The sequence below is a fragment of the Pseudoalteromonas sp. OF5H-5 genome (assembly GCF_021530695.1).
GTDB lineage: Bacteria > Pseudomonadota > Gammaproteobacteria > Enterobacterales > Alteromonadaceae > Pseudoalteromonas.
Genome location: NZ_JAKGBF010000007.1, coordinates 1 through 13,756, shown reverse-complemented (window position 1 = coordinate 13,756; position 13,756 = coordinate 1). Strand labels below are relative to the sequence as shown.

Sequence of the window (13,756 nt, the reverse complement as noted above, 5' to 3'; positions counted from 1 at the left end):
GCAGCAATATCAGTCTATTTTATTATTTTCAAAGCATAGTTGAATAACTGGTTTTTTGCCCAAAGTACAGCTTTTTTTAAAAAATAGGTTACTAATTAGTCATATAGCAAACATTGTCTGGCAATTGTCTGCACTTAGCATTATTATGTTGGCGACGCTCTCGTGGTGAAATGGATATCACGTAGCCCTCCGGAGGCTGAGTTCTAGGTTCGATCCCTAGCGAGAGCGCCAATGATTACTCCTACTTACAACCAGCCTTTGCGTTTAAAGTACACGCCAATACCGCCAGTTAGTACCACCAACATAATAACAAACAAGGCAAATGCGCCACCCCATTCTGTGCCTGGAATACCGCCAATATTCACTCCCAACAAACCTGTTAAAAACCCAAGTGGTAAGAATAACGCTGCAACGACGGACATCACGTACATTCTTTGGTTTAACTGTTCATTTTGATGGTTGGTGATCGCATTTTGGATCACTTGTGCACGTTCAATCGCAGCCTCTAATTCTTCGATATATCGACTTAAGGCATTGCTCGCCTCTTCAATCATGTGTCGATGATCTTCATCTAGCCAAGCAATCTTTGCCAATAGCAGTTCGCTAATAGCAAGCTTTTGTGGCTTAAGATAGCGTTTTAAACCAATGGTTTGTCTTCTTAATGTTGAAAGTTGCTGATAGTTTGGCAGCTGCTCACAGCTTTCCATCGCGTCTTCAAACTCGTCAAGCTGCTCTTCTATTTGCCAGATGATGTCTTGCATTCGCACAGAAAGTCGCATCACCAATGTAGACAGTAACTCACCGATACTTTTTGCGCCTTGACCCTTTTTAAGCGATGCCAGCATATCTTGGGCAGACATAATATGGCGCTTACGACAGGTGATAAGTAGTTTATCGTTTGCAAAACAGCGAATAGAAACCATGTCTTCAGGGCTTTGCTTGGGGTTAAGGTTCACGCCACGCAAGAAAACTAGCAAACCTTCATCGCCATTAGCCGTTCTCGGACGGGTTTCATCTGCGGTTAGCGCTTCTCTTTCCCAGTCATCCAAAAACGTTTGTTGCTTCAGCCATTCAGTCGTTTCGTCGAAGCTGTAGTCAAAATGGAGCCAAAGTGGCTCCTTGTGAATTACGGATTTTACTTCACTCAGATCGCAAAGTAGCCGACCGCCACCTTGACCGTCGAGTACAAACGCATGGAGTAATCCAGTCATAGCTAATTCCTATTAAAAAGTTCGTCCCAAGACTGACATAGATAATTTAATTTTCAAATTCATTTAGGTCCTAAAATCTTGGCGATGAAATAAATTGTTTGAATACTCTATTTTACTTTAGCTCAGTATAGGGCTCTACCTTGAAAAATGTGTAAGTGGTGTTACTGTAAGTTAAGGTGCTTGGCTTAACAGAGCGTTTTTATCTTTAGGATAAATTTATTTTGTTTTTCAAGTGACTTGAATCAGCGTATAAGTCCGAACTCATTTTGTACGAGAGCATAATATGATCACAGTTGGTTGGAGAGAGTGGCTTTCCTTACCCGATTTAGGTATCGAAAAAATCAAAGCGAAAGTAGATACTGGAGCAAGAACATCATGTCTGCACGCCTTTAAGATTGAGCCTTTCAAAACAGAACAAGATGAACTTTGGGTAAGGTTTTGGATCCATCCCAAACAAGACAATACTGACTATGAAGTCTGTAGTGAAGCAAAAGTAGTAGATGAGCGCGTTGTTACCGATTCGGGCGGTCATAAAGAACTACGTTATGTAATAGAAACAAATTTAACTATCGGCAATCAGGCTTGGCCAATTGAAATCACGCTAAGCGATAGAGAAACAATGAAATTTAGAATGTTACTGGGTCGTACGGCGATGCGAGGCCGCATCCTTGTTGATCCAGAACAGTCATATTTAAGTAATAAAACGGATAAATCATGAAAATTGGCATTCTTTCAAGGAATCAATCTTTATATTCAACACGTCGTTTAATTGAAGCGGCAGAGCAGCGTGGGCACGAAGTAGAGGTTATTGACGCGCTACGTTGTTATATGAATATCAATAGTAGTGAGCCTGAAATTCACTTTAAGGGTCAGCAGTTGAGCGGCTTTGATGCGATTGTTCCGCGAATTGGTGCCTCTGTGACATTTTATGGTTGTGCGGTACTCAGACAGTTTGAAATGATGGGGGTGTACCCATTGAATGAGTCTGTTGCAATCACTCGCTCAAGAGATAAGTTGCGTTCATTACAGCTACTGTCAAGAAAAGGCGTAGGCATGCCAATCACAGGCTTTGCCAGTAAGCCTGATGACGTTAAAGACTTACTGGAAATGGTTGGTGGCACACCGGTTGTGATCAAGCTACTAGAAGGCACACAAGGTATTGGCGTGGTGTTAGCTGAGACACGTAAAGCGGCAGAAAGCGTTATCGAAGCATTTATGGGCTTAAAAGCCAATATTATGGTGCAAGAATATATTAAAGAAGCTGGTGGTGCAGACATTCGCTGTTTCGTTATCGGCGACCGTGTCATTGCCGCGATGAAGCGTCAAGCGCAAGAGGGTGAATTCCGTTCAAATCTGCATCGTGGTGGTTCTGCGACCTTGGTAAAAATCACTCCGGAAGAGCGCCGTACTGCAATTGCTGCAGCAAAGGCCATGGGCCTAAATGTTGCCGGTGTAGATTTATTGCGTTCAGAGCGTGGTCCTTTGGTGATGGAAGTGAACTCATCTCCGGGCCTTGAGGGCATTGAAAAGGCAACAGGTAAAGACATAGCTAGCTTGATCATCTCCTTTATCGAGAAGAATGCAGCGGCGAAAAGGACTGCTACACGTGGCAAAGGTTAAAATCAACCAACCCTTTACGTTATTAGATACACGAGTGGGTGTTGCTGAAAGGCAGACTGTCCAGTTGGAAGTGGCCAAGCTCTACACCCACACACCAATGACTATTCCGATTGAAGTCGTTAATGGCGCAGAGGCCGGACCGGTACTTTTGGTCTGTGCCGCAATTCATGGTGATGAATTAAATGGCGTCGAGGTCGTGCGCCAGCTATTAAGTAAAGTCGATGCGGCAACGCTACGTGGCACCTTGATAGCGGTGCCTATCGTAAATATCTTTGGCTTTATTCATAAGTCTCGCTATTTACCTGATAGACGAGACCTAAACCGCTGTTTTCCAGGTTCTGAGCAAGGCTCGTTAGGGGCTCGAATGGCATCTATGTTTTTCGATTTGGTGGTAAAAAAATGCACCCATATTATCGATTTACATACCGGCGCGATTCATCGCTCTAATTTACCGCAGATCCGTGGTGACTTGTCCTGCGAAATGACCAAAGAAATGGCGATGGCGTTTGGTACGCCGGTTGCGATAGATGCGCGACTGCGTAACGGCTCGTTGCGAAGTGAAGCGGCGGGATTGGACATTCCTGTTATCACCTATGAGGCGGGAGAAGCGTTGCGGTTTGACTCATTGGCCATTGCTGCTGGATTGCAAGGGGTTGAAAATGTCATGCGTAAACTCAGAATGTTGCGTGGACGTCGCAGGAAGCAACGTCATGACGCAGTTATCGCGGCTGCAACAAGTTGGGTGCGTGCAGACGTTGATGGTATTGTTCGAGCACAAGTTAACTTGGGGGAACGCGTATCAAAAGGTCAAATCTTGGCTTATATAGACAGTCCATTAGGTCAAAGCGAAGAAGCAGTTATCGCACCTCGTAGTGGGATAGTGATTGGCCAACAAATGCTACCTTTGGTGAATGAGGGAGATGCAGTTTTTCACTTAGCTTACTTTGCACATGCAAATAGTATTGTTGAGCAACAGCTAGAAACCTTTATTGACGATATAGGCCCTATTTCTTAGGGCCTAATGTTCTTCTTGGTGTTGTAACCTGTTTAGGTTTAGTCGGTTCTTGACTAAGCACCATAACGGGGCGAGTGACAAACAAGTTATTAGGATATACGACCTTATGGCCGTCAACATGGCGCAGCACTACACTCATCAACCCCATCTCTACAATACAGCCTTCCACAAAGTTTGCACCGTCAACAATTCTTACCCAATTCCCAACGCGATAATCGTTTTGAATAAACATAAGTAAAAATGAAGTCAGATTGGAAAGTAATGACCAACCGGCAAACATGGCAACACCAAGCATCGCAAATAACGATGAACCAAGCACCAGTAAACCACGAAGTTCTATGCCCCAGAATACAAGCATAAAGCAGACGAATACAAAGGCAACAAGTACACGAACGAGTAAGTCGGCACGTTGTTTACGATGAGAGTCTATTTTTCCGCGTGTTACTTTTTCTAAGAGTTTGCAACATGCCTTCATTAATAGTGGGAAGGATAATAGCGCCACCAAAGTTACAATTAGCTTGTATTGACTGAGTGCGAAATCTAACAAATGCAAAACCGTATCCTAAGAAATTTTTTCTGCTTTATATCATGTTTATTGTTGTGCGACACCGTTAAAAGCGATTTTTTACCGTTAATAGCCACTGTACGCTATCGACGTTATCCGGGCCATTAATTGGTGCGGCTAAATCAATATGAACCATGATATCTGAATTGGCTCGGCTAGGTGCTAAACGCAAGCCAATACCGACATTTTTTAGGACTGATTCATCAGCTTCAATCGGCAGGTGAGAGTGGTACGCGCGCCCTACATCAAAAAAAGCTGCACCACCAATTTTGAATAAGCGCAGTAAGTCATATTCCCAGTAATAGCGTTTTTCGATATTGAGTAGCATACTGCGACTACCTTGCTGATATTTTATTGGGTATCCGCGAAGCCCGGTTTCGCCCCCTAACGTAATTTGATTATCAAAGGTCAGGTTATTCCCATAGGTATAGCTTGCGTTGATAAACCAAGACTCATACAAGCTGGTATTTAAATAGTATTGAAAGGTCGTTTTCGCTATTAGGTTTTCGGTTTTATCTGTGTCTTTGTTCCAGTTGCCACTGACATCAAAATAAAAACGCCACAAGCTGTGATCTGAGGTGTAGTGTGCCGTATTGGCAGAAAATGAATAGACAAGACGTTCAGTATCGTCACTCCAAGATTCGGCTGAATAGCCAAATAGAGCATTAATATTCCAACCTAAATTAAGATCCTCTGTACGATAAATCGAGTCGAAGTTGCGTACTTTTACATAGGAATCTTCAAACCACTGAGCTTGAACATAAGGGTAGGTGAGCGTTCTATCTTGTGCAATGGGTAAAGTGGTATCTGCTATCTCACGGAAGGTATGTTGCTCATGTCTAACGCCCGCGATGAGACGGCGAGTCCAACTGCCCGATAGCGCTTTTGAGTGTCCGAAGTAGACTTGCGTGACATCCGTGGATTGACTGAACTCTGAGATTGTTTCACCTTCAGAATATATGGGTTCTTCGCGTTTGTCGGAATAACTCGTAAAACCATAACTATATGGAGTATCGGTTGCAAAAAATGGATAGCTCACATCGATATAGTGGCGCTCACCATCGTCATTATCTGAATATTCTACGCGACCACGATATCTTGAGTTTAAAATATTAGGGTCATCATACACAAACTGATAACCAGAGCGGTCGACCTCTTGTATGTGGGTAAAAGAAAGGCGCTTTCCCCAGCCAAATAAATTACTTTCTCTAAACCCAATTCGAGAAGTGTTTTCCCCACCACTACGACTAAAACTTAAATCGGGCAATAGTGTCCAAAGATCCCGCGTTACAACCGTAACTAAAATATCACCATCACAGTTTTCTACGGCATAGATACGTGCATCATATAGGTATGACTGATTGCGAAGGAGTCGTTCGGATTCACTGAGTTTTCTTGGGTTGTAAGCATCCCCTTCCTGAAATAGGAGCACGCTTTTTAATACTTCGGGCTTGGTTTGAATATGATAACGGTTGGCAAATCGGAATAGGGCATTGTCTTCTTCAGGTTTATCGGTATCGAAAACATTAAGTTGTTTTAGAGTGATAGCGACGACCTTTTTACCCTCTGCGGGCTCAGGATAGGCTTGTTTGCTGTCTAGCTGGCGTGAAAGATTCTGGTCGCTTTGTGCTTCAACTCGGTTATTACCACAGCTATTAGCAAAATCAACAGCAGGCACTTTTTCAGCTTGCGCAGCTGCATTTAGGCTACACATTAGCACAATACTATTACACGAAATCCTCTTTACATTCATCACAGAGCCTTTAAGTCTAATATTCCTTTAGTATGGATTATATTGTTGCAGCTTGCTTTAGTTCTGCAACAAAAGTAATAATATTTATAGACTTAAAGAGCTTTATGTGGACTTAACGAGAAAGTTGTTGGCGTAGGAAAGGTAGGAGTTCTAAGGCATCAACGCCATCAGGAGCTATCCACACACTCTCACTGTAATGTTCAAAATTTAAATTAAAATTACAGCTTTTATATGAAAAACGCCACTGATGTCTATCCGCTCCAGCAGAGAATTCAATTAATTGAATCTCATCTTGATGTAAGAATATTTGCCCCCAAAGTTCAAATTCATCGTCTTGAGGTGTAATTTCACAGCTGACGATAATCACCTCGTGTGAATTATCCAAAGTGAGTGTAGTCATTATTCTCTTTCCAAATAATTGCGAATGAGCTGCATGAAAGGGGCACCGTACTTGCTGAGCTTAGTAAAACCGACACCAGATACTTGCAAAAACTCACTATCAGTTGTTGGCGTTCTTTGTGCCATTTCAGCCAACGTTCGGTCGTTAAATACAACATACGGTGGTACATCATCTTCATCTGCGAGCTGCTTTCTGAGTGCACGAAGCTTAGCAAATAGTTTCTTATCGTAATTAAACTGAGCCAGTTTATCTTGATAGACATGCTTTGCTACAAGTCTTGGTTCTGCGAGTTGTAGCACATATTCGCCGCGAAGTACGGCGCGGGCGGCTTCTGTTAATCTAAGCGTTGCGCCTTGAGTAATATCTTGACTCAATAAACCATGATGGATCAATTGACGTAAGATACTCAGCCAAAATTCATTGCTGTGCTCTTTCCCGATCCCATAGGTTGAGAGGGTATGGTGATTTTGTTCTCTGATCCTTGCGGTATTTGCCCCACGCAAAATATCCACAATGTAACCAATGCCAAAGCGTTGTTCTGCGCGGTATACGCACGATAACGCTTGTTGGGCAACTAATGTGCCATCAAATTGTTTCGGTGGGTTAAGGCAAATATCACAGTTTCCGCATGCTTCACGTTGATATTCGCTGAAGTAATTGAGCAAAATTTGACGACGACAGGTTTGTGCTTCAGCGAAGCTCGACATCGCCTGAAACCGTTGTTCTTCAACCTTACGACGTTGCTCGTCTGGAATATCTTCAAAAAAGCGCCTAACGCGGGGAATATCCGCAGGATCAAAGTACATAATGGCTTCAGCTGCTAAGCTATCTCGCCCTGCACGGCCGGTTTCTTGATAATACGCTTCTACACTTTTAGGAATATCATAGTGAACCACAAATCGCACGTTGGGTTTATTGATCCCCATCCCAAAAGCAACGGTTGCAACTACGATTTGAATGTCATCTCGGGCGAAGCGGTTTTGTACAAACTGGCGCTGATCATTATCTAGACCTGCGTGATAACCTGCAGCATTGAACCCAGCATCAATCAGCTTTTCGGCAATATCATCAACACGTTTACGGCTACCACAGTAGATTATGCCACTTTGCCCCTTTTGCTCTTTTAAATAGCGGATCAACTGCGACAGGGGTTTGAACTTTTCTTCGATGGTGTAACGAATATTGGGTCTGTCAAAGCTACCGGTATAGATAAATGGTGCTTGCATACCTAATTGCTGGACAATATCTTTTCGTGTCGCTAAATCGGCCGTTGCGGTTAATGCCATCATCGGAACGGATGGAAAATGTTGACGTAATTCTTTTAAACGAAAATAGTGCGGTCTAAAGTCATGTCCCCAATGAGATACACAATGGGCTTCATCAATGGCAAACAAACTGATGTTACAGTTGGATATGCGTTCAATAAAGTCTCGTTGTAAGGCCTTTTCTGGTGCAACGTACAGCAGCTTTAAACGGCCTTGGAAAAGCGCGTCATAGGTATCTCTTTGCTGCTCCCAAGCGACGCTGTTGTTGATATATTCAGCGGCTATGCCTTGTGCTTTTAACTGCGCGACCTGATCTTGCATTAATGAGATAAGTGGCGATATAACAATTGTCACGCCTGCAAATAATACTGCTGGGACTTGGTAACAGAGTGATTTACCGCCGCCGGTAGGCAGTAGTACAAGCGTATCCTGACCAGCTAAGCTAGACTGAATAATATCAAGCTGACCATCTCTAAACGTACTGTAGCCAAACACATCTTTCAGTACTGAATGAGGGTCGTTAATTGGGGTGCTTACGAGGGTATCCATCGGTGTCATTTTAGAGCTTTTTTTGAACCTTGTCTTTGCTTTTTATCTAATCTTAAGAGACTTGAATAAGTTTTGAGCACTTGTAGGCTTTAAACTTTGTGATTGTGAATTCATCGAACTTTCATCGCCGTGATTAGTAAAAATGAGTATAATGATTGACCTCTTAGTTGATCCCTCCAAAGGTTAAACGCCCGTGATTGAAGAACAAAAGAAAGGCCACTTACTCGCTGTACTCGCCTTTTTTATGTGGGGACTTGCACCCATCTATTTTAAGCAACTCGTCCATGTTGACGCGATTGAGATACTCATTCATCGCGTTGTGTGGTCTGTCTTTTTTATTGCACTAATTGTGCTGGCAAAGCAGCAATGGCCCAAAATTAAGGCCATATTGGCTAATCCTAAATTGCTGGCGATGTTGACAATCACTGCGTTGCTGTTGGGTTTTAACTGGGGTTTATTCATTTGGTCTGTGAATAACGGCTTTATGCTAGATGCGAGTTTGGGTTATTACATCAACCCATTACTTAACGTGCTATTGGGAATGCTGTTCTTATCGGAAAGGTTGAGAACGGCGCAAAAGTTTGCTGTGTTATTAGCGATAGTGGGTGTGGTGTTACAGTTAATCAGTTTCGGCTCATTCCCAGTCATTGCGTTTTCACTGGCGGGATCGTTTGCAATATATGGATTGTTGCGTAAGACCTTAGCGGTTGAGTCACTTCCTGGATTGCTGGTGGAAGCCCTTATTCTCACCCCAATTGCACTGGCTTATTGGTGGTGGGTTGAGCCCAGTGCCACAAGCAACCTTTGGAATAATGATTGGTACACCAACACGCTTTTGATAAGTGCGGGTGTGGTGACAACTTTGCCTTTGTTATGCTTTACCGCAGCAGCAAAACGGATACCCTACACGACACTTGGCTTTTTTCAATATATCGGGCCGAGCTTAATGTTCATATTGGCGGTACTCTTTTATGGGGAAGCCTTTGATGCAGAACGAGCAATAACGTTTGCCTTTATTTGGGGAGCGCTGGTGATGTTTAGCTTTGATTCTTATCGAGATAAAAGAAAGCGCTTAGTGAACTAAGCGGTTTCTTCCCGAAGCTTTCGCCTGATATAAACGCTCATCGGCTCGTTTTATCAGGCTTTCTATGTCCGTAGTCACCTGAGCGGCAAGTCCCATTGAAACGGTAAATGAGATCTGCTGTTCAGTCAGTTCGTTACTACTTTGCTCTAAATATTCCCTAAAGCACTCCAGTCTTTCTTTGCAATGATCAGCCACCGTATCTTTAAAATATATCGCAAACTCTTCGCCGCCTAATCGAGCGACTAAATCATTGGGAAAGTATTGAGCAAACGCTTGGCCAATTGACTCAAGCACTGCATCGCCGCCTTCATGGCCATATTTGTCATTTACTTGCTTAAAATGATCTATATCTATCATAGCGATCAGCCCGTAGAGCTCCTTTTTATGTCTTGCTTTTAGGCTTTTCTTTACGGTATCGAAAAAGTAGCGTCGATTTGGCAAGCTGGTTAGATAGTCTGTATTTGCTTGTCGGCGTATCGTTTGAATATGTTCTAGCATATCGACGTTCTGGCTAAGGCGGCAGTAAAACTCTTCAGCGTTAAAGGGCTTTCTGAGGTAGTCATTAGCACCATTTTTCAAAAATCGTGTAGATAAATTTTCGGTTTCAACTCCAGATATACCAATTATCGCTTTATCATCATCAGTGTAGAGTCGCCTAATTTCGATACATAGCTCTTCGCCTCGCATATTTGGCATTTCATTGTCGGTAATGATCACTGAAATATCTGGATTGTCTTTTAATACCGCGAGTGCCTCTATGCCATCACAGGCTTCTAGTACCTGATATTTATGGCGAGTGAGGAGTGCTGAGACATAGTGTCTCGACGAAATAGAGTCGTCCACAACCAGTACTCTGACATTTTCATTTCTTGGCAGGCGTTCTAATTGGCGACGTAAATAATGATAGGCTTGTTTATTTTCCTTGGTGATATAGTCGATGATGGGGTATTGCTCAACGATTGAGCGAGTCTGACTTTCAAGATTACCAGTCATCACTATGGTAGGTATATCAGCTTTAACCGTGCAAGGAATAGCTTCTCCAAGCGGCGCATCAGGTAACACAAAATCTACCACGGCACAAAAATAGTCGTGCTGTGATAATAATGCTTTGGCTTCAGCCAAAGACTCTGCAATATCTACATGATATCCCACAGTGGTTGCAATATGCTTTTGCACCTTCGCAATGGTGGGGGTGTCTTCAATGATTAAGATTTTCCGTAACACAACCTTCGCCAATCATTTCCTGTTTTACTAATTCTTAACCTAACTGCGCTTAATTGCAATGCTTGTGCTAATAAACAGATAACGACTAAGAACAAAATACGAGAAAGATAGGGGGTGATGAGGTAATCGAGATTGAAATGGGATTGATAATAGAAGTGCTTAGACACCAACGACAGAAATAAGGTTACTCTGTTGGCGTCTAAACTTGATAGGATTTAGATGATTTTGCTTATAGCTCGTCGTCAATATCTACCGGGATCACCACGCTACCATCGTTTTGAACTTTAGAGCGTCCAAATAGCGTGTGAAACTTTGTCTTACACGTAGTATGCTTCAAATATTTGGTCCAAGCTTTTTCTACAGCGTTAGTTGGAGGAATTAACCCTTCCATTACCTGAACAAACTGGGATTGGAAACTGTTTTGAGGTTCTTCTGCTTTGCTGTATAAGCTTCTTAATGTGGCACCACAGCGTTCAAGAATTTCGGCTTCTTGTAGCGTGAAGTGACCACTGCGTCCGAATCCTCTAGGGAAGTTGGCGTCATCATAAAAGGCTCTGGGGCTTGCAAATGCATTTTTCAAAGTCGCTAAATTATGATCCATAACTGAGTCCTCTAAGATTATCTGGCTGGAGTATGGACCAAGTTTTATAATTTTTTAAACGAGTAATTTTTATCGTCAGGAAGAAAAATGGACATAGATCTATTAAAAACTTTTGTCGAAGTTGTCAAAACCCGTCACTTTGGTCGAGCGGCAGAAAATTTATACATCACTCAGTCAGCTGTAAGTTTTAGGATCCGCCAGCTTGAGCAAAGTTTAGGGGTGAATCTTTTTATTCGCCAGCGTAACAATATTCAGTTAACTGCGCCAGGTGAAAGGTTGTTACCACACGCCAAAATGATCTTAACTGGGATGCAGCGCGCCAAAGTCGATGTTGCGCTTGCAAACAATATGCACAAACAATTGTCATTGAGCGGCACGGCTAATATTTGGGACGCATTTTTACAATTCGGGATTAACCATATTGTATCCGCTATGCCCGGAGTATCGCTTGTTGCTGAAGTGAAAGCACAGCAAGAAAGCACGCGACTATTATTAGAGCGAACACTGGATCTCGCTGTTCTGTTCGATCCGCCAAAAGTGGATGAACTGGTTGTTAAGCCAATCAGCGATCTTGCTATTATTCCTGTAAGCACTTTTGATAACGCAACAAAGGAAGACTTTTTTGACAACCAGTATGTTTATGTTGATTGGGGAACTGCTTTTTCTCTATGGCATGCAAAACAGTTTACTGGCGCAACCCCTCCTTATTTTAGAACCAGCACCGGCAGAATAGCGCTTGATCTTATTCTTCAGTGTGGTGGCTCTGCATTTGTGCCAGAAGCGTTAGCGTTAGAGTCCATTGAGGCTGGAAGGTTGACTCAAGTTGATGAAGTAGAAAGTAACTCAAGAGAGATATTTGTGGCATATCACAAAGACAACGACCAATTAGAGCAAATAGAAACCATCGTAAATTTACTGGGGGCGGTGAAGTAATTCTTATAATGAACCTTTTGTGACGTATTTCTTAATCTTGAGTGTCATTTTATTTTCAGAAATATTTTATGTGTAATATTTTTGTCATTTACCAGTGTCAAACTGCGCGTGTTTTGAAAATACGTGTTGCGATATTGAGGAAATACACATGAAACTAACTAAGACTGCTTTAGCGCTATCATTACTAAGTGCATTCACTTTTCAAGCAAACGCTGAAGTAGATGTTTATGGTAAAGCGAATGTATCGGTACAATCTTCTGACGATGGTGCAGGTTCAGTTACTGAAATTAAAAGTAACGCCTCTCGCTTTGGTTTCAAAGGTTCTGAGAAATTAGACTCTGGTTTAGAAGTTATTTATAAGCTTGAGTTCCAAGTAGATGTCTCTGACGCTGATTCAAAAGGTGATAAAGATAATATTACTGCACGTAATCAGTACGTGGGTTTAAAAGGTAACTTCGGTGAAGTTGTTATCGGCCGTAATGACACCGCATTAAAACAGTCTCAAGGTAAGTTAGACCAGTTCAACGACCTTGAGGGTGACATTAAGGTACTCTTTAAAGGCGAAAACCGCTTAGGTGATTCAATTTCCTACAAGTCGCCAAGCTTTAATGGCTTTAGAGTACTAGGAAGCTTTATTGCTGAAGACAGCGAAGAAGGTGAAAACGGTTTCTCTACTGCGCTAACATACGGCGATGCTGGATTGAAAGAGTCAGCTGTCTATGCAGCGATTGCGGCAGATAGCGAAGTAAATGGCTATGATACGGTTCGTTTCACTGTTCAAGGTAAGGTAGCTGACTTCAAACTTGGTGCAATGTACCAGACACAAGAAAAGGTGGATGGAAGTGCAGAGGCCGATGGGTACTTGCTAAATGCAGCGTACAAATTGGGCAATGCGACATTGAAAGCACAGTATCAAGTTATTGACTTCGATGCCGGTGACAAAGTAGATGGTGTTTCTGTCGGTGTTGATTACAAGCTTGCTAAAAACGCGAAGGTTTATGGTTTCTACTCAACATTCGATGCAGACAACCAAGTAGAAAAGGATTATCTAGGCTTAGGTATCGAGTATAAGTTTTAATTTATAGACTCTATCCAAGCTTAAATGTAGTAAAACACCCGCCTAATGCGGGTGTTTTTGTTTGTTTTATATCCGGATTGTTTTCTTTTTGCTCGAACAAACGTTTTTTCGCAATTTTCTTTAAAAAAGGGTTGCACTAAAATCGGATCGCCCTATAATGCGACCCCACTGACACGGAGCGCTACGCTGAAAAGCAAAGCAGCAACGAGTTAGCGTCAAGTAAAACTTAAGTTCGAAACTTCTTCTCAAGAAATTCAAAATTAAGTGTTGACAAAAAAATGGGAGTGCTTAGAATGCACACCCCTCGAAACAATGAAATGTTTCGAAATGTTCTTTAAAAATATGAAGCAATCATCTGTGTGGGCACTCGTACAGATTGAGTTCTAACAGCAGATTCTAGTTCGCTAGATGACGCAAACAAATTTAGAGTCTCAATTGTAACTGAGTGACTATATAGT

13 protein-coding genes and 1 tRNA gene are annotated in these 13,756 nt (G+C 42.4%); 7 read left to right on the top strand and 7 right to left on the bottom strand.

The window, feature by feature from the left end; all coding sequences use genetic code 11:
• The first annotated feature begins 156 nt into the window (after window positions 1-156).
• A tRNA-Arg gene (locus L1271_RS11655) sits at window positions 157-231 on the top strand.
• 14 nt (window positions 232-245) lie between these two features.
• On the opposite strand, the gene L1271_RS11650 is transcribed toward L1271_RS11655, so the two are convergent.
• Window positions 246-1,211, bottom strand: coding sequence for a zinc transporter ZntB (locus L1271_RS11650; protein ID WP_235367929.1), 966 nt, complete (start codon window positions 1,209-1,211; stop codon window positions 246-248).
• Between the two features lie 283 nt (window positions 1,212-1,494).
• Here L1271_RS11650 and L1271_RS11645 point away from each other — a divergent pair, with 283 nt between their 5' ends.
• From L1271_RS11645 to L1271_RS11635, 3 genes are read left to right on the top strand one after another with little or no spacing between them, the layout of a single operon-like run.
• The gene (locus tag L1271_RS11645) at window positions 1,495-1,929 is read left to right on the top strand and encodes an ATP-dependent zinc protease family protein (protein WP_235367928.1); all 435 of its coding nucleotides are present in this window, start codon (window positions 1,495-1,497) and stop codon (window positions 1,927-1,929) included.
• Window positions 1,926-2,831, top strand: a complete 906-nt coding sequence (gene rimK / locus L1271_RS11640) for a 30S ribosomal protein S6--L-glutamate ligase (RefSeq protein WP_010378991.1) — start codon at window positions 1,926-1,928, stop codon at window positions 2,829-2,831. The genes L1271_RS11645 and rimK overlap by 4 nt, the downstream gene beginning before the upstream one ends.
• On the top strand, window positions 2,818-3,846 hold the full coding sequence (locus L1271_RS11635; protein ID WP_088531787.1) for a succinylglutamate desuccinylase/aspartoacylase family protein: 1,029 nt from the start codon (window positions 2,818-2,820) through the stop codon (window positions 3,844-3,846). The genes rimK and L1271_RS11635 overlap by 14 nt, the downstream gene beginning before the upstream one ends.
• On the opposite strand, the gene L1271_RS11630 is transcribed toward L1271_RS11635, so the two are convergent.
• The 4 genes from L1271_RS11630 to recQ all read right to left on the bottom strand — a co-directional run bounded on the left by L1271_RS11630 (window position 3,836) and on the right by recQ (window position 8,387).
• On the bottom strand, window positions 3,836-4,399 hold the full coding sequence (locus tag L1271_RS11630) for a mechanosensitive ion channel domain-containing protein (RefSeq protein ID WP_010607234.1): 564 nt from the start codon (window positions 4,397-4,399) through the stop codon (window positions 3,836-3,838). The genes L1271_RS11635 and L1271_RS11630 overlap by 11 nt on opposite strands.
• 58 nt (window positions 4,400-4,457) lie before the next feature.
• On the bottom strand, window positions 4,458-6,125 hold the full coding sequence (locus tag L1271_RS11625) for a POTRA domain-containing protein (RefSeq protein WP_130127004.1): 1,668 nt from the start codon (window positions 6,123-6,125) through the stop codon (window positions 4,458-4,460).
• A 151-nt stretch (window positions 6,126-6,276) separates the two neighbouring features.
• The gene (locus L1271_RS11620; protein ID WP_039493070.1) at window positions 6,277-6,564 is read right to left on the bottom strand and encodes a DUF3630 family protein; all 288 of its coding nucleotides are present in this window, start codon (window positions 6,562-6,564) and stop codon (window positions 6,277-6,279) included.
• On the bottom strand, window positions 6,564-8,387 hold the full coding sequence (recQ, locus tag L1271_RS11615) for a DNA helicase RecQ (RefSeq protein ID WP_416348739.1): 1,824 nt from the start codon (window positions 8,385-8,387) through the stop codon (window positions 6,564-6,566). Before recQ ends, L1271_RS11620 begins: the two co-directional genes overlap by 1 nt.
• A gap of 184 nt (window positions 8,388-8,571) precedes the next feature.
• Here recQ and rarD point away from each other — a divergent pair, with 184 nt between their 5' ends.
• The gene (gene rarD, locus L1271_RS11610) at window positions 8,572-9,462 is read left to right on the top strand and encodes an EamA family transporter RarD (protein ID WP_266070687.1); all 891 of its coding nucleotides are present in this window, start codon (window positions 8,572-8,574) and stop codon (window positions 9,460-9,462) included.
• On the opposite strand, the gene L1271_RS11605 is transcribed toward rarD, so the two are convergent.
• The gene (locus L1271_RS11605) at window positions 9,451-10,686 is read right to left on the bottom strand and encodes a GGDEF domain-containing response regulator (RefSeq protein ID WP_199539664.1); all 1,236 of its coding nucleotides are present in this window, start codon (window positions 10,684-10,686) and stop codon (window positions 9,451-9,453) included. The two genes, rarD and L1271_RS11605, sit on opposite strands and share 12 nt — an antisense overlap.
• Before the next feature lie 229 nt (window positions 10,687-10,915).
• Window positions 10,916-11,287 (bottom strand): DUF413 domain-containing protein, encoded by a 372-nt coding sequence (gene maoP, locus L1271_RS11600; RefSeq protein WP_010607241.1) that lies wholly within the window; start codon window positions 11,285-11,287, stop codon window positions 10,916-10,918.
• A gap of 87 nt (window positions 11,288-11,374) precedes the next feature.
• Here maoP and L1271_RS11595 point away from each other — a divergent pair, with 87 nt between their 5' ends.
• A complete protein-coding gene (locus L1271_RS11595) occupies window positions 11,375-12,220 on the top strand; it encodes a LysR family transcriptional regulator (protein ID WP_010607242.1) in 846 nt (281 codons plus the stop codon).
• Between the two features lie 148 nt (window positions 12,221-12,368).
• On the top strand, window positions 12,369-13,298 hold the full coding sequence (locus L1271_RS11590) for a porin (RefSeq protein WP_010607243.1): 930 nt from the start codon (window positions 12,369-12,371) through the stop codon (window positions 13,296-13,298).
• Window positions 13,299-13,756 lie beyond the last annotated feature (458 nt).